The sequence below is a fragment of the Vescimonas sanitatis genome, from assembly GCF_049060325.1.
In the GTDB taxonomy this organism is placed as follows: domain Bacteria; phylum Bacillota; class Clostridia; order Oscillospirales; family Oscillospiraceae; genus Vescimonas; species Vescimonas sanitatis.
Window position 1 is genome coordinate 147618 of record NZ_JBMGPW010000004.1, and the last position, 23611, is coordinate 171228.

Here is a 23611-nt window from a genome sequence, read left to right on the forward strand (position 1 = left end):
GTCGCTTAGACCTACGGTCTAAGGGTCCCTTGGCGCGGGGAGGGTTTCGCCGCCCCGGCGGCGAGTCGGTTTCCCCCTGACGGGGAGGCGGCCTCCGGCGGCCACATTTCTTTCTGCGAAGAAAGAAATGTGGGAAAGAAAGTCGCTTAGACCTACGGTCTAAGGACCCCTTGGCGCGGGGCGGGCAAGTGCGAATTTGGCGGTGTGTACTCGCGGGCGGGGTGCAGCGGTCATCACTGTCGGTCAAAAGGACTGTGCCTGCGTTCACCGGCGCGGAGGCTGGCGCGGCCGCTTGCCCCAGCCACGGTAGGGGTGTTTGCTTCTACCGGGTGGCGATTATCAAATCGCGCCTTTGCCGCCGCAAGGCGGCAAAGGTAGGTGTGCCCGTTGGGAACGGATATAATGATTTCTTAGCCTGCGACACGGCAGAACGAATAATTTTTGCCGTAGTAGCAGGCAGCGGCAGCGGAAAGCTGTGCTGGCACAGTCGGGGGAACGACAACGATCAGGAAAACGCCGGTTACGTGAGGGAAAGCGTGGGCGGCAGCGAACAGGCATAGCGCGCGAGGGGTTCTTAGACCGTAGGTCTAAGCGGTGCTTTTGGCTACTTTTGTCACCGCAGACAAAAGTAGCTCGCGCCGGGGCGCGAAATTATCCCTGCGCCGCTGCCGCTGACAGCAGTGAGGGTAGGGGCTGGTGCGCTGGTCGAGTGGCGATTATCAAATCGCGCCCATTGCGGTGTTTTGCACCGCAATGGGTAGGTGGCGGCTGACGCCGCCGGGATATGGGGGCACCTGTCTCCCTGCGGGTCGGTCGGTCCGCGGATCTGACACGCCACCGGCGTGTCATTCAACACCGCGAACCCCTCAAGGGGAAGGCTGACGGAGGCGTGTCATTCAACACCGCGACCCATCAAGGGGGAAGGCTAACGGAGGCGTGTCATTCAACACCGCGACCCATCAAGGGGGAAGGCTTGGAGGGGGCGGCGGTAGGAGCGAAAACGTCTACCGTGGCTGGGGCAAGCGGCCGCGCCAGCCTCCGCGCCGGTGAACGCAGGCACAGTCCTTTTGTCCGACAACGACGACAAAAGGCTATGCCCGCGAGAATACGCGGGAAATCGCAACTGAGTATAGCGCGCGAGGGGTTCTTAGACCGTAGGTCTAAGCGGTGCTTTTGGTCACTTTTGTCGCTGTTGACAAAAGTGACCCGTCGGAGACACGTAATAGCCCCTGCGCTGGCTGCGGGCGGGACGAGGGCGTTTTACGCCGCTGCGCGGCGACACCTCATCCGCCCCCTTCGGGGGCACCTTCCCCTCAAGGGGAAGGCTTGAGAGTGCGCCACTCCCACCGCGAACCCCTCAAGGGGAAGGCTAACGGAGGCGTGTCATTCAACGCCGCGAACCCCTCAAGGGGAAGGCTTGAGAGTGCGCCACTCCCACCGCGAACCCCTCAAGAGGAAGGCTAACGGAGGCGTATCATTCAACACCGCGGACCCATCAAGGGGGAAGGCTAACGGAGGCGTGTCATTCAACACCGCGGACCCCTCAAGGGGAAGGCTAACGGAGGCGTGTCATTCAACGCCGCGAACCCCTCAAGGGGAAGGCTGACGCCTGCGGGCGGGGGACGAAAAAAGGACCGGCGGGGCCGGTCTTTTTACCTTCTTTTCGGCTGCACAGCTTACTGGGACTTGTTTTGCAGCTTTTGGAGCATGGCGGTGAACTCGGGCGGCAGGGGGCAGTGGAGCTCCACCGGTTCGCCGGTGCGGGGGTGGACGAAGCGCAGGCCGGTGGCGTGGAGGCACTGGCCGGTGAGGCCGGGGACCGGCTTTTTGGCGCCGTAGACCGTGTCGCCCAGGATGGGGTGGCCAATGTAGGCCATGTGGACGCGGATCTGGTGGGTGCGGCCGGTCTCCAGACGGCAGCGCAGGTGGGTGACGCCGGGGTAACGGGCGACGACCTCCCAGTGGGTGACGGCACGGCGGCCGGTGGGGACCACGGCCATCTTTTTCCGGTCGGCGCTGCTGCGGCCGATGGGGGCGTCCACGGTGCCGCTGTCCTGCTTCATATTGCCGGTCACCAGGCACTCATAGGTGCGGGAGAGGGAGTGGTCCTTCAGCTGCGCGCTGAGGGCCAGGTGGGCGGCGTCGTTTTTGGCGGCGATGATGAGGCCGCTGGTATCGCGGTCGATGCGGTGGACGATGCCGGGGCGCTTTTCGCCGCCGATGCCGGAGAGACTGTCGCCGCAGTGGTGGAGCAGGGCGTTGACCAGGGTGCCGTCCGGGTGGCCGGGGGCCGGATGGACCACCAGGCCCGTGGGCTTGTTGACCACGATGACGTCGTCGTCCTCGTAGACCACGTCCAGGGGGATGTCCTGGGGGGGCAGGGCTGTCTCGCGGAGTTGGGGGACGTCCACGGTGACCGTCTCACCGCCGGTGAGGCGGGCGCTTTTGGCGGCGGGCTTGCCGTTGACACGGACGCGGCCCTCGGCGATCAGGCGGGCGGCCTGGGAACGGGTCAGCGCGCCGTCGGCGGAGAGGAAGGCGTCCAGGCGGACGCCGGCGTGTTCAGTTGCGGCTGTCAGCTCCCGCGTCATGGTCAGGCTCCTTTTTCGGCTTGTCGTATTTGTCGTAGAACCACAGGTAGTACACCGCGCCCAGCAGGACGCCGATGACCACGAAGATATCCGCCAGGTTGAAAATGGGGTAGGACATGAATTCCAGGTCGAACATATCCACCACGTAGCCGCGGCAGAGACGGTCGATCATGTTGCCTGCGCCGCCGCCAAGCACCAGCATGGCGGACGTAAGGCCCAGGGGGTGGCGGACGATCTTTTTTACCACCAGATAGACCACGGCGGCCATCAGGACGATGGTGACGGCGGCCAGAAGGCCGGTCTTGCCGGAGAAGCTGCTCCAGGCAGCGCCGGTGTTGTGCAGGCGGGTGAGCCGGACGATGCCCGGCAGCAGCGGGGCCGACTGGCCCACGTCCAGGTGGGAGGTGACCCACCACTTGAGAAGCTGGTCGCCGCCGATGCAGACGGCCAGCAGGATGACATACCACATAGTGTTTCCTCCGGGAGAATGTACTGCTGTTATGATAGACTATTTGGGCGGGGATTGCAACCGGAAAAGAAAAACGCCCCGAGGGGGGGCGCTGCAAGGGGCGGGAAAGGGGCGCCGGGAGGTCAGTCCTCCGGGAAGCCGGACTTCATGCGGAAGGTGTAGGTGCCGTCGGCACAGAGGGTATCCTGACTGTCGGTGACCCAGGCGTGCATGACCACCAGGGTGCGGCCCATGTGGATGGCCTGAGCGTGGCCGCAGAGGACGTCGCCCTGGGCGATGCCCAGGAAGCGGGTCTCGCAGTTCACCGTAAGGCCGCGGCTGCCCCGGGTGCAGGCGGCGGCGCCGGCTACCTGGTCCAGCAGGGTGCAGTACACGCCGCCGTGGACGATGCCCAGGGGGTTCAGGTGGCCGGCGGTCAGGCGGACCTCGCCCTCGGCACCGCCGTCGGACAGGGATGTCAGGCGGATGCCGTTTTCCACATTGAAGCTGCCGGGGAGGTTGGCCCGGCGGAGGATGGTGTCAAAAAGGGCTTGTTGTTCTTCGTGGGTCATGCGGCGGCCTCCATGGCGGTGTCAGCAGGGGTATCCTCCAGCTTGACCAGTTCGCCCAGGACCACATAGCGGTAGTTGGCCGCCTCGTAGGAGCAGGTGCAGAGGGTCACGATCTGGCCGGAGGGGACGCCCTTGCCGGAGTAGAAGGTGGAATTATTGATGAAGCGCTGGAGCTGGTCGGCGGAGAGAGAGGTGCTGAACACCTCGTGGGTGCCGGGGACAACGATGCCGGCGAACAGGTCTACCCGGTACTTGCCGGCGTTGGTGTAGAGGAAAAAGTAGGGGTGGGCGTCGTAGTACCACTGCTGCTTATAGTTGGAGATGGAGGCGAACATGGAGCCGTCGGACATATGGTGGCCATAGAGCACGTTGTTGTGGCCGGAGAAGTCGCTGGACACGCGGGCGTCCAGGAAGATGGTGCCGTATTCGCTGTAATTGCCGTACAGATCGTGGTGGAGGTAATACTCGTTGTTGCCGTCGTAGGCGATGGGGTAGCTGATGGGGGTGCCGGGGCTGTAAATGTAGCCGATGATGTCGTTGTAGTGGCTCTGCCACCAGCTCAGGTCGATGCCCTTGGGGCCGGTCTGGCGCTCGATCTCCCGCTGGAGGTCGGCCCTGGTCTGGGTGATCATGGCGGCGGCGTCCGTCTCCGGGGTCATAGCGGCGGCCAGGTCCTCCACGGAGGGAAGGGCCTTCAGCAGGGCCACGGCCTGGGCCGGTGCGGCGGAGGAAACGGTTTTGGCCGCGGCGGTGGGGACGGCGTCGGCGGCCAGCAGGTACAGCGGCACGCCGAGGACCAGCGCCAGCAGCGCGGCGAGGATGCGGTTTTTCATATATGGAGCTCTCCCCTTCTGTCGGTTTGGGAATACACAATGGAAATATTATACTTGCATGAATGGTGTATCGTCAAGGAAAAATATGGGCGCTTGACAAGTTTTGACAGCGGAAGGGGAAACGCAAAAAAGAGACAGCCGCAAGGCTGTCTCTTTTTGTGCTGTGAGGAGATACGGCTTATTTGTCGTACATATCGATGAGCTTGAGCAGATGCTCGTAGCGGGCCTTGGCCTCGTCCTCGTTGCGCTTGAACAGCACGTCCGCACGCTCGGGGAATTCGCGGGTCAGGCGGGAGTAGCGGGCCTCGTTCATCAGGAACTCCTGATAGCCGCCGGCAGGGGCCTTGGAGTCCAGGGTGAACTTCTTGTCGCCGCCGTCGGGATTGTAGCGGAACAGGTTCCAGTAGCCGCAGTCCACGGCCTTCTTCATTTCCTTCTGGCAGTTCATCATGCCGCCCTTGATGGAGTGCATCTCGCAGGGGCTGTAGCCGATGATCAGGGACGGGCCGTGATAGGCCTCGGCCTCGGTGATGGCCTTGATGGTCTGGGCGGGGTTGGCACCCATGGCCACCTGGGCCACGTACACATAGCCGTACTGCATGGCGATCTCGGAGAGGCTCTTCTTCTTGACCTCCTTACCGGCGGCGGCGAACTGGGCCACCTGGCCGATGTTGGAGGCCTTGGAGGCCTGTCCGCCGGTGTTGGAGTATACCTCGGTGTCGAATACGAAGATGTTGACATCCTGCTTGGAGGCGATGACGTGGTCCAGACCGCCGTAGCCGATATCGTAGGCCCAGCCGTCGCCGCCGAAGATCCACATGGACTTCTTGGCCAGGTATTCCTTCTTGCTGAGGATATCAGCGGCCAGCGTGCAGGCGGCGCAGTCGCACAGCAGGGCGCCCTTGGCCTTCAGCTCGGCGGCGTGCGCGGCGAGCTGAGGCATGGCGGCCAGCTCCTCCACGGTGCAGATGCTCTCCTCCAGCGCCTTGACGTAGGCCTTGGCGGGCTCGGCGTTGGCGGTGCCGTCGTTCATGGTGTCCAGCCATGCCTGGGCAGCGGCCTTCAGCTCGGGACGCGCCCACTCCACAGCGATCAGCTGGCGGGTCTCGTCGGCCAGATCCTCGCGGATCTTGTTCTGGCCGGTGAACATACCCAGACCGTGCTCGGCGTTATCCTCGAACAGGGAGTTGCACCAGGCGGGACCGTGACCGGCCTTGTTGGTGCAGTAGGGAGACGTAGCCGCGGGACCGCCCCAGATGGAGGAGCAGCCGGTGGCGTTGGAGATATACATATGGTCGCCGAACAGCTGGGTGACGAGACGGGCATAGCTGGTCTCGGCGCAGCCGGCGCAGGAGCCGGAGAACTCCAGCATGGGCTGCTTGAACTGGCTGCCCTTGACGGTGTTGTCCTGCATATCCTTCTTCTCGGACACCTCGGCCACGCAGTAGTCGAACACGTCCTGCTGGGGCAGCTCGCCCTCCTGGGCGACCATGGACAGGGCGTTCACCGGGCAGGCGCCGATGCAGACGCCGCAGCCCATGCAGTCCAGCGGGCTGATGGCCATGGTGAACTGATAGGTGCCCTTGCCCTTGCCGGCCTTGACATCCACGATCTTGGCAGCCTCGGGGGCCTTGGCGGCCTCGTCAGCGGTGAGGGCGAAGGGACGGATGGTGGCGTGGGGGCAGACGTAGGCGCACTGGTTGCACTGGATGCACTTCTCGGCGTCCCAGGTGGGGACGGAGACGGCCACGCCGCGCTTCTCATAGGCGGCGGCGCCCAGCTCGAACTGGCCGTCCACATGATCCACGAAGGCGGAGACGGGCAGGCTGTCGCCGTCCATCTTGCCCACGGGCTCCAGGATATCCTTGACCATCTTCACCAGCTCGGGCTTGCCCTTGAGCTGCTTGGCGGGCTTGGTATCCACGGCGTTGGCCCAGTCGGCGGGCACGTCGATCTTCTTATAGGCGGTGGCACCCAGGTCGATGGCCTTGTAGTTCATGTCCACGATGTCCTGGCCCTTCTTCAGGTAGGAGGCCTTGGCCTTCTCCTTCATGTAGGTGATGGCCTCCTCCTCGGGCATGACCTTGGCCAGAGAGAAGAACGCGGACTGGAGGATGGTGTTGTTGCGCTTGCCCATGCCGATCTCGATGGCCAGGTCAATGGCATCGATGGTGTAGAGCTGGATGTTGTTCTGGGCGATATAGCGCTTGGAGGCGGCGTCCATGTGGTGGTTCAGCTCGTCGAAGTCCCACTGGCAGTTGATCATGTAGACACCGCCGGGCTTGACATCCTGCACCATCTTGAAGCCCTTGGTCACGTAGCTGGGGTTGTGGCAGGCCACAAAGTCAGCCTTGTTGATGTAGTACGGGCTGCGGATGGGCTTGTCGCCGAAGCGCAGGTGGCTGATGGTCACGCCGCCGGTCTTCTTGGAGTCATACTGGAAGTATGCCTGGACGTACTTGTCGGTGTGGTCGCCGATGATCTTGATGGAGTTCTTGTTGGCGCCGACGGTGCCGTCGCCGCCCAGACCCCAGAACTTGCACTCGATGGTGCCGGGGGCCGCGGTGTTGGGACAGTTCTTATCCTCGGGCAGGGACAGGTTGGTCACATCGTCCACGATGCCGATGGTGAACTGACGCTTCATCTCGGCCTTGGCCAGCTCGGTATAGACGGCGAAGACAGAGGCGGGAGGCGTGTCCTTGCTGCCCAGACCGTAACGGCCGCCGATGACGGTGATGTCGTTCCGGCCGGCGTTGGCCAGGGCGGTGACGACGTCCTGATACAGAGGCTCGCCCTGGGAGCCGGGCTCCTTGGTGCGGTCCAGCACGGCGATCTTCTTGCAGGTGGCGGGAATGGCCTCCACCAGCTTTTCGGCGGCGAAGGGGCGGAACAGGCGGACCTTGATGAGGCCGACCTTCTCGCCGTGGGCGTTCAGGTAGTCGATGACCTCCTCGGCCACGTCGCAGATGGAGCCCATGGCCACGATGACGCGGTCAGCGTCGGCGGCGCCGTAGTAGTTGAACAGCTTGTAGTCGGTGCCCAGCTTGGCGTTGATCTTGTCCATGTACTTCTCGACCACGGCGGGCAGGGCGGTGTAGTAGCTGTTGCAGGCCTCGCGGTGCTGGAAGAAGATGTCGCCGTTCTCGTGGCTGCCGCGCATATGGGGATGCTCGGGGTTCAGGGCGTGGCGGCGGAACTCGGCCACGGCGTCCATGTCGCACATATCCTTCAGATCCTCGTAGTCCCAGACAGCGATCTTCTGGATCTCGTGGGAGGTGCGGAAGCCGTCGAAGAAGTTGATGAAGGGGACCTTGCCCTCCAGCGCGGCCAGATGGGCCACGGGGGACAGATCCATGACCTCCTGGACGTTGCCCTCGCACAGCATGGCGAAGCCGGTCTGGCGGCAGGCCATAACGTCGGAGTGGTCGCCGAAGATGTTTAGCGCCTGAGTGGACACGGTACGGGCGGACACGTGGAACACGCAGGGCAGCTGCTCAGCCGCGATCTTGTACATATTGGGGATCATCAGCAGCAGGCCCTGGGACGCGGTGTACGTGGTGGTCAGGGCACCGGCGCCCAGAGAGCCGTGGACAGCACCGGCGGCACCGGCCTCGGACTGCATCTCGACGACCTTGACCTTGGTGCCGAAGATGTTTTTCAGACCGTTGGCGCTCCACTGGTCCACGAAGTCCGCCATGGGGCTGGACGGGGTGATGGGGTAGATGGCTGCGACCTCGGAGAACGCGTAGGAAACGTGCGCCGCGGCGTTATTGCCATCCATGGACTTCATTTTTCTTACCATAATGAGCCTCCTTACATTATATACTTCCGTACCGCCAGAAGGGCGCAAAGACCCCTTTGTACGGAATGTTAGGCACCGTCATAGTAGCACAAAAAATCCTGGATGTAAACCCACATTTTCGTGATTTGTGCCACGATAAAACTTTTTTAGCGCCATGCACAAAAATTCTCACGGCGGCGGGACAGGTTCATGCACTCCGCGCAAAAGGCAGGGGACTTTTTTGGAAAAAGTGGCTGTTCACGGCGGGAATTTTGTGGTAAAATGTACGGTGCTATAAAATTAGTGTAAAGGGGGCGCTGTCCATGATGGTGACGGTACGGTCGCTGGGCCTGACGGGCATCACCGGATATGAGGTGTCGGTGGAGTGCTTTCTGTCCGGCGGACTGCCGGGGTTCGACGTGGTGGGCCTGCCGGACGCGGCGGTGAAGGAGTCGCGGGAGCGTGTCCGGGCGGCGGTGAAAAACTGCGGGGCCAAGTTCCCTGTCAGCCGCATCACGGTCAATCTGGCTCCGGCGCGGGTGCGGAAGGAGGGCACGGTGTACGACCTGCCCATCCTGCTGGGCATTCTGGCCGCGGCGGAGGAGATATCTCCCCTGCCCCAGGGCGCGGCGTTTTTGGGCGAGCTGAGCCTCTCCGGCGCGCTGCGGCCAGTGACGGGCGTGCTGCCCATGGCGCTGACGGCGGCGCGGCTGGGCATCGATACGCTGTATGTGCCCGAGGCCAACGCCGCCGAGGCCACCCTGGCCGACGGGCTGACCGTGTACGGTGTGACGGACGTGGGACAGCTCATCGCCCACCTGAAGGGCGAGCAGGTCATGACGCCGGCGCCCCGGTGGACGCCGGGACATCAGGACCGGCCCCTGCCGGACTTCGCCGACGTGATGGGACAGGAGAATGTGAAGCGGGCGCTGGAGATCGCCGCCGCCGGCGGCCACAATGTGCTGCTGGTGGGCTCGCCCGGCGCGGGCAAGTCCATGCTGGCCCGGCGGCTGCCGTCCATCCTGCCGGACATGACCCGGGCGGAGGCCCTGCAGACCACGGAGATCTATTCCGTGGCGGGCATGACCGACCCGCGGCACCCGCTGGTGGATACGCGGCCCTTCCGCAGCCCCCACCACACGGCGTCCACCGTGTCGCTCTCCGGCGGCGGGGGGATACCCCGGCCGGGAGAGATATCCCTGGCCCACAACGGCGTGCTGTTTCTGGACGAGCTGCCGGAGTTCAGCAAGGCGGCACTGGAGACGCTGCGCCAGCCGCTGGAGGACGGCTTTGTGACCATCACCCGGGCCTCCGGCTCCCTGACGCTGCCCAGCCGCTTCATGCTGGTGTGCGCCATGAACCCCTGCCGCTGCGGCTGGTACGGCCACCCCTCCGGACGCTGCACCTGTTCACCCCAGCAGGTGGAACAGTATATGCAGCGCATCTCCGGCCCGCTGCTGGATCGGATCGATATGCACATCGATGTGCCGTCGGTGGAATATGAGGCCATGCGCCGCAAGGAGCAGCCGGAGCCGTCATCGGCCATCCGGGAACGGGTCAACGCCGCCCGCGAGGTGCAGAAAAAGCGCTTTGCGGGGACGGAGGTGTCCTGTAACGCTTACATGACCCCCGCCATGATCGGCCAGTACTGTGCGCTGGACGCCGCCGGCGAAAAGCTGATGCAGGGTGCCTTTGAGCGCCTGGGCCTGACGGCCCGCAGCCACGACCGCATACTGCGTATGGCCCGCACCATCGCCGACCTGGAGGGCAGCGAGCGCATCGAGGCGGCACATCTTGCCGAGGCCATACAGTACCGCAGCAGCAGTACACTGAAATGACGGCGGCATCTTTTCCGCCCTGCCATCGTCAAGCCTCCTCGACGTATACCCGATACGCCGTCGTCAGCTTGCCATCGGCAGGACGAAAAATCTCGCCGCCGTGGCGGGATACATTTCCGCCCTGCCATCGTCAAGTCTCCTCGGCGTATACCTGATACGCCGTCGTCAGCTTGCCATCGGCGGGACAAAAAATCTCACCGCCGTGGCGGGATATTTTCCGCCCAGCCATCGTCAGACCCAGTACGCCGCCGATAAACGTCCGTAGGGGACGGCGTCCCGCAGTGGAGCGCAGCGGAACAAATGCCCTTGGGGTACGACGCCCCGTTGTAGGGGCGGATGAAGCTGCCCGCCCGCCGTCCCCACATCTGTACACCAACAACAAGGAGAGAACCATATGCACGAGATCATTCTGTGCAAGCTGGGCGAGGTGGTCCTGAAGGGACTGAACCGCCGCAGCTTTGAGATGAAGCTGATGAGCAACATCCGCCGCCGCACCCAGCGGTTCGGCAAGTGGAAGATATATTCCCGCCAGTCCACTATCTATGTGGAGCCGGCGGAGGAGAAATGCGACATCGCCGGGGCTTACGCTGCCTGCAAGCAGGTGTTCGGCATCATCGCCATCACCCGGGCGCTGCCTTGCGAGAAGAGCAAGGAGGCTATTTTCGACACGGCAAAGACCTATCTGGGCGGTGCGCTGACCGCGGCTAAGAGCTTCAAGGTGGAGAGCAAGCGGGCGGACAAGTCCTTCCCCATGGGCTCCATCCAGCTGAGCCAGTGGGTGGGCGGCGCGCTCCACGACGCCTTCCCCCACCTGACGGTGGACGTACACCACCCGGAGCTGACGGTGTACATCGAGGTACGGGAGGACGCGGCCTACGTCCACGGCCCCGCCGAGGCCGCCGCCGGCGGTCTGCCCCTGGGCATGGGCGGCCACGCGGTGAGCCTGCTGTCCGGCGGTATCGACAGCCCCGTGGCCAGCTATATGATCGCCAAGCGGGGCGTCCAGCTGGAGATGATCCACTTCGCCTCTCCGCCCTATACCGGCGAGCTGGCCCGGGAGAAGGTGCTGAAGCTGGCGGAGGAGCTGACCCCCTGGTGCGGCCGGCTGGCGGTGTTCATCATCCCCTTTACCGAAATTCAGGAGGAGATACGCCGCAAATGCCCGGAGGATCACTTTACCCTGATCATGCGGCGGTTTATGATGCGCCTGGCCAATATGCTGGCGCTGGAGCTGCGGTGCCGCGCCCTGGTCACCGGAGAAAATCTGGGTCAGGTGGCCAGCCAGACCATGCAGGCGCTGGCCGTCAGCGAGGACGTGACCACCATGCCGGTGCTGCGGCCCCTGATCGGCATGGACAAGGAGGAGATCGTGAAGATCGCCCGCCATATCGGCACCTTCGACACGTCCATCCTGCCCTATGAGGACTGCTGCACCGTGTTCACGCCCCGGCACCCCAAGACGAAGCCCAGCGTGGAGGAGACGCGGGAGTACGAAAGCGCGCTGGATGTGGAGGGCCTGTGCCAGCGGGCCATGGCCGGACGCGAGATGATCCGGATCAAACCTACGCTATAAGGAGGCGCGTCTATGCCCCGTACCGCGGAGATCATCGCCGTGGGCAGCGAGCTGCTGACCGGCGGCGTGACCAATACGAATGCCGCGTTCCTCTCCCGGCTGCTGACTGCCGCCGGTGTGGAGGTGCTGTACCACACCACTGTGGACGACGACGCGGCGCGGCTGGAAAAGGCCGTGACCATCGCAAGGGGACGGGCAGAGCTGCTGGTATTCACCGGCGGGCTGGGTCCCACCTACGACGATATGACGAAAACGGCGGTGTGCGCCGCGCTGGACACGCCGCTGGTGTTCCACCCGGAGGTGGTGGAGGATATGCGGCGGTATTTCGACCGGGTATTCCGCCGGGAGATGCCGGAATGCGATATGCAGCAGGCCTATCTGCCGGAGGGGTGCACCGTGTTCCGCAATCCGGTGGGCACGGCCCCGGGGTGCGTGTTCACCGCCGGGGAGACCATGGCGGCGCTGCTGCCCGGCGTGCCCCGTGAGTGCCGCTATATGGCCGAGCACTGCCTGCTGCCCTGGCTGGAGCAGGTCCGGGGACAGACGGTGCGGTCACACACGCTGCATATCTTCGGCCTGACGGAGCCGCAGGTGCAGGAGCTGCTGGACGACCTGCTGCGGCGGGAGGCGGACATGACGCTGGCACCCTATGCCAAGCCGGGCGAGGTGATGCTGCAGCTGTCCGCCCGCGGGGCGGACGAGCGTGCCTGCGAGGCGCGGATGGCGCCGGTGCTGGCGGAGGTAAGGGCCCGGCTGGGCGCGTATCTCTACGGCGCGGACGTGTCCGGACTGGAGGAGACGGTGCTGACGCTGTGCCGGGAACGGGGACTGACGCTGGCGGCGGCGGAGAGCTGTACCGGCGGACTGATCGCCAAGCGGCTGACGGATATCCCCGGCGCGTCGCAGGTCTTTCTGGGCGGCGTAGTCAGCTATACGAACCATGTGAAGCAGCAGGTGCTGCACGTGCCGGAGAATTTGCTGGCGCGCTGCGGCGCGGTGTCGGCAGAGGTGGCCCGGGCCATGGCCCTGGGCGTCCGGGTGCTGACAGGCGCGGACCTGGCGGTGTCCGTCACCGGACTGGCCGGTCCCGACGGGGACGACCGGGGAAACCCGGTGGGCACCGTGTTCGTGGGGCTTTCCGCGCCGGAGGGCGTGACCGTGCGGCATCTGACATTGGGCGGCGACCGGGAGCGCATCCGGACGCTGTCTGCCCACCACGCTTTTGATATGCTGCGGCGTTATCTTACCAATCTACCGATAGAAGGAGAATAAAACCATGGCAAAGAACAGCTACAAGGCCAACGTGAACCAGTACGCCAACCAGGAGGAGGCCATCCGCAAGGCCAAGGGCAACCCCAATAAGAATATCCATTCCAAGAAGAAGAACAGCAACTACGGCGGGTACACCACCGGCGCGTACATGGCCCAGAAGGTGGCCGAGAAGGTGAACCAGCAGGAGAAGGTGAAGCTGCCCACCTGGCTGAATGTGACGCTGATCGCGGAGTTTGCCGTGGTGCTGGTGATCCTGATCCTGCGCCTGACAGCCTTCAAGGACAGCGCGGTAATGACCCACCTGTCCTCCCTGACGCTGGGCATCACCTGCGGCACGCTGTTCTATATCCGCAAGTACAAGCACACGAAGAAAACCAGCGCCATGTACAGCATCATCACCATTCTGCTGGTGGTCATGTGCCTGATGTACACCACCTTCGGAATTCTGGGCCTGCTGGGCTTTTTGGACTGAGCGCCCCGCGCCGTAAGGCGCAGACTTTCCGGAGGGAGAAAGGAGCCGAGCTATGGCTGAGCTGACACCCATGATGCGGCAGTATATGGAGGAGAAGGAGAAGCACCCCGACTCCCTGCTGTTTTTCCGGCTGGGTGATTTTTACGAGATGTTCGGGCCGGATGCCCGGACGGCGTCGAGGGAGCTGGACCTGGCCCTGACCACCAGGGACAAGGACAAGAGCAAGTCCGACGAGGAGCGCATCCCCATGTGCGGCGTGCCGTATCACTCCGCCGAGGGGTATATCGCGCGGCTGATCGCCAAGGGGTACAAGGTGTCCATCTGCGAGCAGATGGAGGACCCGGCTCTGGCCAAGGGGCTGGTGAAGCGGGAGATCATCCGTACCGTCACCCCCGGCACGGTGCTGGACGAGGCATGCCTGGACGCGGGGCGCAGCAACTATCTGTGCGGCGTGTATCTGACAGACACGGCGGCGGGACTGTGCGCGGCGGACATCTCCACCGGGCAGGCCCAGGTGACGGCGTTCACCGGGGCGCAGCGGTTGACGGGGCTGATCAACGAGCTGGGGCGCTTCGCCCCGGCGGAGGCGGTGATGAACGCCGCGGCCTATGACGACCCGGCGCTGACCGCCGCGCTGGAGGAGCGCTTTTCCTGCCGGCGGGAGAGGCTGGCGGAGGGGCGGTTCGACGTGTCGGACGCGGAGAAGAAGGTGCGGCTGCAATTCGGCGAGGCGGCGCTGCGGGACCTGCCCCGGAATGAGAGTGCACCGCTGCTGGCGCTGGGCGGACTGCTGACGTATCTCTACGAGACGCAGAAGACCGACGTGAAGCAGCTGGATAAGCTGGAGTGGTACCGGACGGGACAGTTCATGGAGCTGGACCTGACGGCCCGGCGCAATCTGGAGCTGACGGAGACGCTGCGGGGCAAGGAGAAGAAGGGCAGCCTGCTGTGGGTGCTGGATAAGACCAAGACGCCCATGGGCGCGCGGAACCTGCGGATGTGGCTGCAGCAGCCGCTGCTGAACGTGGCGGCCATCGACCGGCGGCTGAATGCCGTGGCGGCGCTGACGGACAACACCGTGGGCCGCCAGGAGCTGCGGCTGGCCCTGACCGGCATGGGCGACATGGAACGGCTGATGAGCCGGATCGTCTACGGCACCGCCGGAGCCAGGGACCTGGTGAACCTGCGGGCGGCGCTGGAGCACCTGCCGGAGATCAAGCGGTGCCTGACGCCGTTCCGGACAGGGGCGCTGGGAAAGCTGGACGAGCAGCTGGAGACGCTGGAGGACATCAGCGGGCGCATTGCCGCCGTGCTGGTGGACGAGCCGCCGTTCTCCGTCCGGGAGGGCGGCATGATCCGCGAGGGCTATGACGATGAGGTGGACCGGCTGCGGGGGATACTCTCCGGCGGCAAGGGGTTTATCGCGCAGCTGGAGGCTCGTGAGAAGGAGAAGACCGGCATCCGTACCCTGAAGGTGGGGTACAACAAGGTGTTCGGATACTATATCGAGGTGAGCAACTCCTTTAAGGACCAGGTGCCGGCGGACTACATACGCAAGCAGACGCTGGTGAACGGCGAGCGCTATATCACCCAGGAGCTGAAGGACCTGGAGCATGAGGTGCTCACCGCCCATGACCGGGACGCGGCACTGGAATACGACCTGTTCGCCGCGCTGCGGACAGAGGCGGCGGGACAGGTGACGCGGGTGCAGCTGGCGGCATCGCTGATCGCGCAGCTGGACACGCTGTGCGCCTTTGCCGAGGTAGCGGCCCAGAACCACTACTGTCGGCCGGAGGTGGACGAGTCCGGGGTCATCGAGATCACGGCGGGACGCCATCCGGTGGTGGAAAAGGTGCGGGGCGACGCATTCTTTGTGCCCAACGACACCCACATGGGCGCAAAGGAGGACCGGGTGGCCATCATCACCGGTCCCAACATGGCCGGTAAGTCCACCTATATGCGTCAGGTGGCACTGATCGTGCTGATGGCCCAGGTGGGGTGCTTTGTCCCCGCCCAGCGGGCGCATATCGGCGTGGTGGACCGCATTTTCACCCGCATCGGCGCCAGCGATGACCTGGCGGCGGGACAGTCCACCTTCATGGTGGAGATGACCGAGGTGTCGGAGCTGCTTCGCTGCGCCACGAAGAACAGCCTGCTCATTCTGGATGAGATCGGCCGGGGTACGTCTACATTCGACGGAATGTCCATTGCCCGGGCGGTGCTGGAGCACTGCGCCGGGAAGCTGAAGGCCAAGACGCTGTTCGCTACCCATTATCATGAGCTGACCACGCTGGAGCAGGAGCTGCCCAACGTGCGGAACTACAACGTGGCCGTCCACGCCCGGGGCGAGGATATCGTCTTTCTGCGGAAGATCGTCCCCGGCGGCGCGGACCGGAGCTACGGCATCGAGGTGGCCAAGCTGGCGGGCCTGCCGGACACGGTGCTCAAGCGGGCGCGGGAGATCCTGCGGGAGCTGGAGAGCCAGCCCCGGCAGCCCCACACCCCGGCGGCGCGGGAGGACCAGGTATCCCTGGAGGGCATGGCCGAGGGCGCCGTGGCGGATATCATCCGCCGGACGCAGGTAGACGCGCTGAGCCCCCTGGAGGCGCTGAACCTGCTGTATGAACTGAAGAGCAAGCTGCAATAGAAAAGGAGTGAATACCATGCCGCAGATACAACAACTGCCTGCCCATATTGCCGATCTCATCGCTGCCGGCGAGGTGGTGGAGCGCCCCGCCAGCGTGTGCAAGGAGCTGCTGGAGAACGCTTTGGACGCCGGGGCGTCCGCCGTATCCGTGGAGCTGGAGCACGGCGGCATGACGTATCTGCGGGTGACGGACAACGGCTGCGGCATCGCGCCGGAGCAGCTGCCTACCGCGTTTCTGCGCCACGCCACCAGCAAGCTGCGCCGGGCGGAGGACCTGGCGGCTATCGGGACGCTGGGCTTCCGGGGCGAGGCGCTGGCGGCCATCGCCGCCGTGTCACGGCTGGATATTTTCTCCCGTGCGCGGGGCGCCGACAGCGGCGCGTCCCTGCATCTGGAGGGCGGCGTACCCGGTGAGGTCACGGCCGCCGGGTGCCCGGAGGGCACCACCGTGTGTGTGCGGGACCTGTTTTACAACACCCCGGCGCGAATGAAATTCATGAAAAAGGACAGTGCCGAGGGCGCGGCGGCTGCCGCTGTGGTGACACAGCTGGCGCTCAGCCACCCGGAGGTGTCCTTCAAGCTGCTGCGGGATGGGCAGGAGGTGCTGCACACCCCCGGCGACGGGCAGCTGCTGTCGGCGATCTACGCTGCCCTGGGCCGGGATTTTGCCAAAAGTCTGCTGGAGGTGGACGGCGGCAGCGGCGATGTGCGGGCCAGCGGCTTTGTGAGCAGTCCCGCCGCGGGACACGGTACCCGGGCGCGGCAGCTGTTCTTTGTCAACGGGCGGCTGGTAAAAAGCCAGCTGCTGACCGCCGCCGTGGAGGAGGCCTACCGCAACCGGCTGCTGAAAGGGAAGTTCCCCGGCTGTGTGCTGCACATCACGCTGCCGGTGAACGAGGTGGACGTGAACGTCCACCCGGCCAAGACGGTGGTGAAATTCGCCGCCGAGAAAGCGGTGTTCGACGCGGTGCACTACACCGTGAAAGACGCGCTGGACGGCGAGGGGCGGCCAAAAGCGGCGGAAAAGCCCTTCTATCAGACCATGACGGCACAGGAATTCCTGAAACGGCCGAACGCGCCAAAGCCTTCGCAGGCGGTGACGCTGCCCGCGGGGAAGGCCATCGGCTCGGCACCCGCAAGACCGGCGGCTACGGAGCCGGTCAGACCCGCGCCCGCTCCCGCCCCGGTCACGCCGGTGATGGCGGTGCACGACGTGGTGTGCCGGCCGGACAAGCCGTTCACGGCACCGGCCGCGCCGGGCGTGGTGTATCACATCACACCGCCGGAGGTCCGCACACCGGCGGAGGAAACGGCGGAACGACCGGAGACGACGCCCTCCCCTGCCCCGGCCGCGGAGCCGGAGCAGCAGGAGATCGCCATGCCGGAGGGCCCCGCCGCGGCGGAGCAGCCCTGGCGCGTGGCGGGCGAGGTGCTGAAGACGTATATCATCTGCGAGGACGCGGAACGGAACGTGTGGCTCATTGACAAGCACGCCGCCCACGAGAGAATGCGGTTCGACGCGCTGAAGGCGCGCACGGAGCCGCCCATGCGGCAGCTGCTGCTGACGCCGGCGGCGGTGACGCTGGCGGCGGAGGAATACACCGCCGTGCTGGAAAATCTGGAGCTGCTGGCGGACTGCGGGTTCTTGTGCGAGGACTTCGGCGACGGCACGGTGCTGGTGCGGGAGGTGCCCGACGATGTGCGGGCCGAGGACGCCGCCGCCACGCTGGAGGAGTTGGCGCAGAAGCTGCGCCTGCACAGCGCGGACCGGGCGGCCCTGCGGGACGAGGTGCTGCACACCGTGGCCTGCAAGAGCGCCATCAAGGCCGGTATGACCAGCGATCCGGCGGAGCTGCGGGCGCTGGCGGCGCAGGTGCAGTCCGGCGCGGTGCGCTACTGCCCCCACGGGCGGCCCGTGGCGGTGAAGCTGAGGGAATACGAGATCGAAAAAATGTTCAAACGGGCGTAAAGCCGCGTCTCTTCCGTTCTGCCATCGCCGGGTCGGCTTGCTGTACACAAAGTACAGCGGCACCGTCCCGTCATCGGCAGAACGAAAAATCCACGACTTTACAGGCCATAACGGCGCTGCGGCGCTTTCCAAAACGGATCGAGGTGAGGACATGGACAACAAGGTCGTCTGCGTGGTGGGGCCCACGGCCTGCGGCAAGACGAAGATGGGTGTGGCGCTGGCCAAGCGCTTCGGCGGCGAGGTGGTGTCCGTGGACTCCATGCAGATATACCGGGGCATGACCATCGGCACCGCCGCCCCCACGGCGGAGGAGATGGAGGGCGTGCCCCACCACATGGTGGCCGTGGCGGACCCGGCGGAGAGCTGGTCCGTGGCCCGGTACGTCCGGGAGGCGGACGCGTGTGTGCAGGACATCCTGCGGCGGGGAAAGCGGCCGGTGCTGGTGGGGGGCACGGGGCTGTATCTGGACGCGCTGGTGCGGGGGCAGGACTTTGCCGCCGGCAGCCAGGGCGGGGAGATACGCCGGGAATTGCAGGAAAAGCTGGCGAAGGATGGCGCGGAGGCGCTGCTGGAGGCGCTGCGGGCCGTGGACCCGGAGAGCGCGGCGCGGCTGCACCTGCGGGACGAAAAGCGGATCGTCCGGGCGCTGGAGGTCTATTACGAGACGGGGGAGACTATCGGGGCGCACGACAGAAAAAGCCGGGAGGCACCGCCCCGGTACGACGCGGCGTACATCGGCCTGGCCTTCCGGGACCGGGAGGATATGAAGGAGCGCATCGACCGGCGGGTGGACGCGATGGTGGCGCAGGGGCTGCTGCGGGAGGTGGAGACACTGCTGCAAAGCGGCCTGCCCCGGAACGCCACGGCCCTGCAGGCCATCGGGTACAAGCAGTTTCTGGCGGTGGCCGAGGGCCGCGCCACCACGGCCGAGGCCATCGAGGAGGTGAAGCTGCGGTCACGGCAGTACGCCAAGCGGCAGCTGACCTGGCTGCGGCGCAACGAGGCCATCCACTGGATATTATGGGAAAAAACGCCGGATTTTTCGGCGGGGTTACAAAATGCGACAGAATTCCTCCTGTCCGCCGGGGTATGCTGATAGCGGCGGGCGGAGGCAGATATTGTGCATATCGTCCGTACAGACATACAAGGAGTGGACGATCATGCAGAAGACAAACAACTTACAGGATATCTTTCTTACCAAGGCCCGGAAGGAGAACGTGCCGGTGACACTGTTCCTGGTGAACGGCTTTCAGCTGCGGGGCGTCATCACGGGGTTCGACTGCTTCGTGGTGGTGCTGGACAGCGAGGGGCGGCAGCAGGTGATCTACAAGCACGCCATCTCCACCATCGCGCCGGCGCGGAATGTCACGCTGTGGGAGGACGCGGAGTAAGAGAACATAGACAAAGAGGGAAGCCCATGAACAACACCCCAGACAATAACACAAACATCCCGGCGGGGAACAACAAGCGCTCGTCGCCGCTTTTGAAGGTGCTGCCTATCGCGGTGCTGGCGGCGGTGCTGGTGTACTTCGCCGCGCAGGTATACAACTACTTTGCCGACCCGATGACCATCACGCTGGTCTATGAGGCACAGGCGGAGGACGTTATCTCCATGGAGGGCTGGCTGGTGCGGACGGAGGAGCCGCTGCCCGGCCAGACCGGCACCGTGTCCCGGGCTGTGCAGGAGGGACAGCGGGTGGCCGCCGGCGAGACGGTGGCCACGGTGTACAGCGACGACAGCGCTTTGCAGACCGTCAGCCGGATCGAGACGCTGGAATTGCAGCTGCAGCAGCTGCAGTTCGCCCTGACGTCCTATCTGGACCCGGATGCGGCGCTGAAACTGGATACGTCCATCACCGGCGACATCCTGGCCCTGCGGCAGACGCTGAGCGCCGGGGACTATGCCGCGGCGGAGAGCGACCTGGCGGCGCTGAAGGCCGCCGTGCTGAAGCGGGACCACGGGAGCTATACGTCACAGGAGGAGATACAGGCGCAGATCAAGTCGGTGGAAAGCGAGATACAGCAGCAGAAAGCCGCGCTGTCCGGCGCGAAGACCGTGACCGCCAAGGTCTCCGGCACCTATTCCGCCGTGTGCGACGGGTACGAGAGCGTACTGACGGAGGCGTTTCTGGAGGACGTGACGCCGGGCAAGCTGAACGGCGTGAAGGCGGCGGCGGAGCAGAGCAACGTGGGCAAGCTGATCTACGGCGACACCTGGTACTATGCGGTGGTGCTGCCGGCGGAGCAGGCGGCGGCGCTGAAGGATATGGGCCGGGTGGATGTGCGTCTGGCCAAGGGCTTTGACCAGAGCATCCGCATGAGCGTGGTGTCCGTGTCCCGGGAGGAGAACGGCCAGGCGGCGGTGGTGCTGTCCAGCACACGGTATCTGGCACAGACCACGCTGCTGCGTCATCAGGCGGCGGACGCGGTGCTGCACACCTATCAGGGACTGCGGGTACCGGCCGACGCGCTGCGGGTCAGCGCGGACGGCACCACCGGCGTGTACTGTGTGGACGGCGAGAACGCCTCCTTCCGGCCGATCGAGCTGGTATATCAGGGGGAGGGCTACGCGCTGGTGAAGCCCGCCGAGGGCGTGCGGGACACACAGACCCTGCGCTCCGGCGATCAGGTCATCGCCACGTCCGGCGAGCTGTATGACGGCAAGGTCATCCGATAAACACGGCGGCACCCGCCTCCAGCGGGCGCACGCGGCTTAGATACGAAAGAGACAAGGAGGCACAAGCGATGTCTATTCGGGAAAATTTGGAAGCGATCCGCGCCGAGATCGACGCGGCGGCACGGGAGACGGGCCGCACCGGGGCGGATATCACGCTGGTGGGCGCCAGCAAGATGAACGATGCCGCCGCCTGCCAGGAGGCCATCGCCGCCGGCATCGACGCCCTGGGCGAGAACCGGGTGCAGGAGATGACCGCAAAGCTGGCGGAGGATGCCTATCGCGGCGCGCCGCTGCATTTCATTGGCCACTTGCAGCGCAACAAGGTGAAGCAGGTGGTGGGCAAGGTGGCCCTGATCCAGTCCATCGGCTCGCCGGAGCTGTTGGCCGAGGTGGACAAGCAGGCGGAAAAGCTGGGCATCGTGCAGGATATCCTGCTGGAGGTGAACATCGGCGGCGAGGCGGCCAAAAGCGGCTTTGCGCCGCAGGAGGTGGAAAACGCGGCGGCACAGGCGAAGGAAATGGGCCATGTGCGGGTGCGGGGACTGATGACCATCCCCCCGGCGGACGCCACACGGGAAGAAAATGTGGTATATTTTCAAAAAGTACAGGCACTATATGTTGACATAAACAGAAAAATGTACGATAATGGATTAGAATATCTTTCTATGGGTATGAGCGGCGATTTTGCCGATGCCATTCGCGCGGGGGCCAACATGGTCCGCGTGGGCACCGCCATTTTCGGCGCAAGAGACTATTCCAAATAATACGCGGGAGGTATTGCACATGGGCCTGATGGACGAGCTGAAGAAGATCATTCATCCCTACGATGATGAGGATTATGATTATGAGGACGATTTTGAGGAGCCGGTAAAGGAGTCCTCCCGTTCCCTGTTTGACGACCGCAAGGACGACCGCCGTGAGGATCGCCGCAGCGAGGACCGCCACAACAAGGTGGTGAACATCCACGCCACCACCCAGCTGAAGGTGGTGCTGGTGAAGCCGGAGCGCTTCGAGAACGCCTCGGAGATCGCGGACCATCTGAAGGAGAAGCGCACGGTGGTGCTGAACCTGGAGTCCACCAACAAGGACGTGGCCCGGCGGCTGATCGATTTCCTGTCCGGCGTAGCCTATGCCGGCGAGGGCAAGATCAAGAAGGTGGCGGCCAATACGTACATCATCACCCCCTACTCCGTGGATATCATGGGCGACCTGATCGATGAGCTGGAGAACAACGGATTGTACTTCTAAAGAAATCATATAACGGAGGGATCGGCAATGTTTACACCCCAGGAAGTTTCCGAAAAAGTATTCCCGAAGGCGTCATTCGGCGGCGGCGGATACAATATGGCGTCTGTGGATGAGTTTCTGGACGCGCTGACGGAGGACTACACCGCCCTGTTCAAGGAGAATGTCACGCTGAAGGCCAAGCTGAAGGTGCTGGCCGAGAAGGTGGAGGAGTACCGTTCCACCGAGGAGGCCATGCGCCAGGCACTGCTGACGGCCCAGAAGATGGCCGCCAAGCTGGTGCAGGAGGCCCAGAGCGAGAAGGAGAAGATCCTGGCCGACGCGCAGGTGGAGGCCCAGGCGGAGATCCACCGGCTGGACGATGAGCGCAGGGCGGCGGAGAAGAAGCTGCAGGCCGCACAGGAGAAGACCGCGGCGTTCATTCGCCGCAGCGAGGAGCTGTGCCAGGCCCAGAGCGCCTTTTTGCAGTCTCTGCCGGAGCTGGACTTTGTGCCGGAGCAGCCGGAGGTCCCTGCTGCCGCGCCCCAGGCCGATGTGGTGTCCGCCATCGAGCAGGATATCCTCAGCAAGTACATCGACGCGCCGGAGGAGAAGGGCGCCGGGAGCGCCGTCACCGACGAGCCCACCATCAAGCTGCCGCCGGTGGACGGCAGCGCCATCCCCAGCGATTTCCGGCTGAGTCTGGACGAGCTGAAGTTCGGTCGGAATTACAGCGGAGACAAGTAAGCACAACAACAAAAGGCGGCCTTGCGCCGCCTTTTTTCCACGGAGGAAGACGGTATGACAAAGCCCATCATCGCGCTGCTGTACGACTTTGACAAGACGCTGTGTACTACGGATATGGAGGACTACGCCTTCATCCCGGCCCTGGGATACACCCCGGCGGAGTTCTGGCACAAGGCCAACACCTTCGGCCGGGAGAACCGGATGGACGGGCTGCTGGCGTATATGTACACCATGATCGTCGAGTGCCGCGCCCAGGGCAAGGACCTGAAGCGGGACTTTCTGGTGGCGTGCGGCCGCAGCATGGAGCTGTTTCCCGGCGTGCGGGAGTGGTTTCAGCGGATCAACGCCTTCGGTGAGCAGCAGGGCGTGACCATTGAGCACTATGTGCTGTCCTCCGGGCTGAAGGAGATCATTGAGGGCAGCGGTATTGCCCACGAGTTCAAGCAGATCTACGCCTGCGAGTTCTACTATGACGAGGCGGGTGCCGCCTGCTGGCCCAAGCTGGACGTCAACTTCACCAACAAGACCCAGTTCGTCTACCGCATCAACAAGGGTGTGCTGGACGTGGCCGATGACAAGACGCTGAACGACTCCATGCCCGACGACAGCAAGCGGGTGCCCTTTACCAACATGATCTATGTGGGCGACGGGCTTTCCGACGTGCCGTGTATGAAGATGATGCGGTCCTACGGCGGGCAGGCCATCGCCGTGTACCAGAGCAGCAACCGGGCCGGCGTGGAGGACCTGCTGGCCAAGGGACGGGTGGATTTCATCTTCCCTGCCGACTACAGGGAGGGCACGGGGCTGGACGTGACGGTGCAGAACATCATCCGTAAGATGGCCATCAGCGACGCGCTGACCGCCGAAAATGTCCGCCAGATACAGTCCATCGGGCATACGGAGGTGCCGGGACAGGCGGGGTTGTTTGAATAAAAGGCATAAAAAGAGACGGCCGAGGCCGTCTCTT

At 64.4% G+C, this 23611-nt stretch carries 18 protein-coding genes; 13 read left to right on the top strand and 5 right to left on the bottom strand.

Annotated features, from left to right (window positions below; genetic code table 11):
* Positions 1-1676: 1676 nt before the first annotated feature.
* The 5 genes from ACOMDU_RS06625 to nifJ all read right to left on the bottom strand — a co-directional run bounded on the left by ACOMDU_RS06625 (position 1677) and on the right by nifJ (position 8246).
* A complete protein-coding gene (locus tag ACOMDU_RS06625; RefSeq protein ID WP_421129634.1) occupies positions 1677-2591 on the bottom strand; it encodes an RluA family pseudouridine synthase in 915 nt (304 codons plus the stop codon).
* Entirely contained in the window at positions 2563-3060 is a 498-nt protein-coding gene (gene lspA / locus ACOMDU_RS06630) for a signal peptidase II (protein WP_421129636.1), read from the bottom strand. Before lspA ends, ACOMDU_RS06625 begins: the two co-directional genes overlap by 29 nt.
* Positions 3061-3182: 122 nt before the next feature.
* Positions 3183-3611, bottom strand: a complete 429-nt coding sequence (locus ACOMDU_RS06635; RefSeq protein WP_421129637.1) for a PaaI family thioesterase — start codon at positions 3609-3611, stop codon at positions 3183-3185.
* Entirely contained in the window at positions 3608-4444 is an 837-nt protein-coding gene (locus ACOMDU_RS06640) for a class B sortase (protein ID WP_421129638.1), read from the bottom strand. The genes ACOMDU_RS06635 and ACOMDU_RS06640 overlap by 4 nt, the downstream gene beginning before the upstream one ends.
* Before the next feature lie 178 nt (positions 4445-4622).
* Positions 4623-8246 (bottom strand): pyruvate:ferredoxin (flavodoxin) oxidoreductase, encoded by a 3624-nt coding sequence (nifJ, locus tag ACOMDU_RS06645; RefSeq protein ID WP_421129639.1) that lies wholly within the window; start codon positions 8244-8246, stop codon positions 4623-4625.
* Between the two features lie 302 nt (positions 8247-8548).
* Here nifJ and ACOMDU_RS06650 point away from each other — a divergent pair, with 302 nt between their 5' ends.
* The 13 genes from ACOMDU_RS06650 (at position 8549) to ACOMDU_RS06710 (ending at position 23577) form a co-directional block, all read left to right on the top strand.
* On the top strand, positions 8549-10063 hold the full coding sequence (locus ACOMDU_RS06650) for a YifB family Mg chelatase-like AAA ATPase (protein ID WP_022135288.1): 1515 nt from the start codon (positions 8549-8551) through the stop codon (positions 10061-10063).
* A gap of 394 nt (positions 10064-10457) precedes the next feature.
* A complete protein-coding gene (gene thiI / locus ACOMDU_RS06655) occupies positions 10458-11636 on the top strand; it encodes a tRNA uracil 4-sulfurtransferase ThiI (RefSeq protein WP_421129640.1) in 1179 nt (392 codons plus the stop codon).
* A 12-nt stretch (positions 11637-11648) separates the two neighbouring features.
* Positions 11649-12908: a competence/damage-inducible protein A gene (locus ACOMDU_RS06660; protein WP_421129641.1), complete on the top strand. Its 1260-nt coding sequence runs from the start codon at positions 11649-11651 to the stop codon at positions 12906-12908.
* A 4-nt stretch (positions 12909-12912) separates the two neighbouring features.
* Positions 12913-13380, top strand: a complete 468-nt coding sequence (locus tag ACOMDU_RS06665; RefSeq protein ID WP_421129642.1) for a hypothetical protein — start codon at positions 12913-12915, stop codon at positions 13378-13380.
* A 52-nt stretch (positions 13381-13432) separates the two neighbouring features.
* Complete coding sequence (gene mutS / locus ACOMDU_RS06670) at positions 13433-16027, top strand: DNA mismatch repair protein MutS (RefSeq protein WP_421129643.1); 2595 nt, start codon at positions 13433-13435, stop codon at positions 16025-16027.
* A gap of 16 nt (positions 16028-16043) precedes the next feature.
* Positions 16044-17996, top strand: a complete 1953-nt coding sequence (mutL, locus tag ACOMDU_RS06675) for a DNA mismatch repair endonuclease MutL (protein WP_421129644.1) — start codon at positions 16044-16046, stop codon at positions 17994-17996.
* Positions 17997-18033: 37 nt separating this feature from the next.
* Positions 18034-19092: a tRNA (adenosine(37)-N6)-dimethylallyltransferase MiaA gene (gene miaA, locus ACOMDU_RS06680; RefSeq protein WP_421129645.1), complete on the top strand. Its 1059-nt coding sequence runs from the start codon at positions 18034-18036 to the stop codon at positions 19090-19092.
* Positions 19093-19156: 64 nt separating this feature from the next.
* Positions 19157-19387 (top strand): RNA chaperone Hfq, encoded by a 231-nt coding sequence (hfq, locus tag ACOMDU_RS06685; protein ID WP_022135281.1) that lies wholly within the window; start codon positions 19157-19159, stop codon positions 19385-19387.
* A 26-nt stretch (positions 19388-19413) separates the two neighbouring features.
* A complete protein-coding gene (locus ACOMDU_RS06690) occupies positions 19414-20673 on the top strand; it encodes a biotin/lipoyl attachment domain-containing protein (protein ID WP_421129646.1) in 1260 nt (419 codons plus the stop codon).
* A gap of 68 nt (positions 20674-20741) precedes the next feature.
* Positions 20742-21437 (top strand): YggS family pyridoxal phosphate-dependent enzyme, encoded by a 696-nt coding sequence (locus tag ACOMDU_RS06695; protein WP_421129647.1) that lies wholly within the window; start codon positions 20742-20744, stop codon positions 21435-21437.
* A gap of 19 nt (positions 21438-21456) precedes the next feature.
* Positions 21457-21921 carry a cell division protein SepF gene (locus ACOMDU_RS06700; protein WP_022135278.1) on the top strand — a complete coding sequence of 155 codons (465 nt, stop codon included), beginning with the start codon at positions 21457-21459 and terminating at the stop codon, positions 21919-21921.
* Positions 21922-21948: 27 nt separating this feature from the next.
* The gene (locus tag ACOMDU_RS06705) at positions 21949-22644 is read left to right on the top strand and encodes a DivIVA domain-containing protein (RefSeq protein WP_421129648.1); all 696 of its coding nucleotides are present in this window, start codon (positions 21949-21951) and stop codon (positions 22642-22644) included.
* A gap of 54 nt (positions 22645-22698) precedes the next feature.
* The gene (locus ACOMDU_RS06710; RefSeq protein ID WP_421129649.1) at positions 22699-23577 is read left to right on the top strand and encodes an HAD family hydrolase; all 879 of its coding nucleotides are present in this window, start codon (positions 22699-22701) and stop codon (positions 23575-23577) included.
* The last annotated feature ends 34 nt before the right edge of the window (positions 23578-23611 follow it).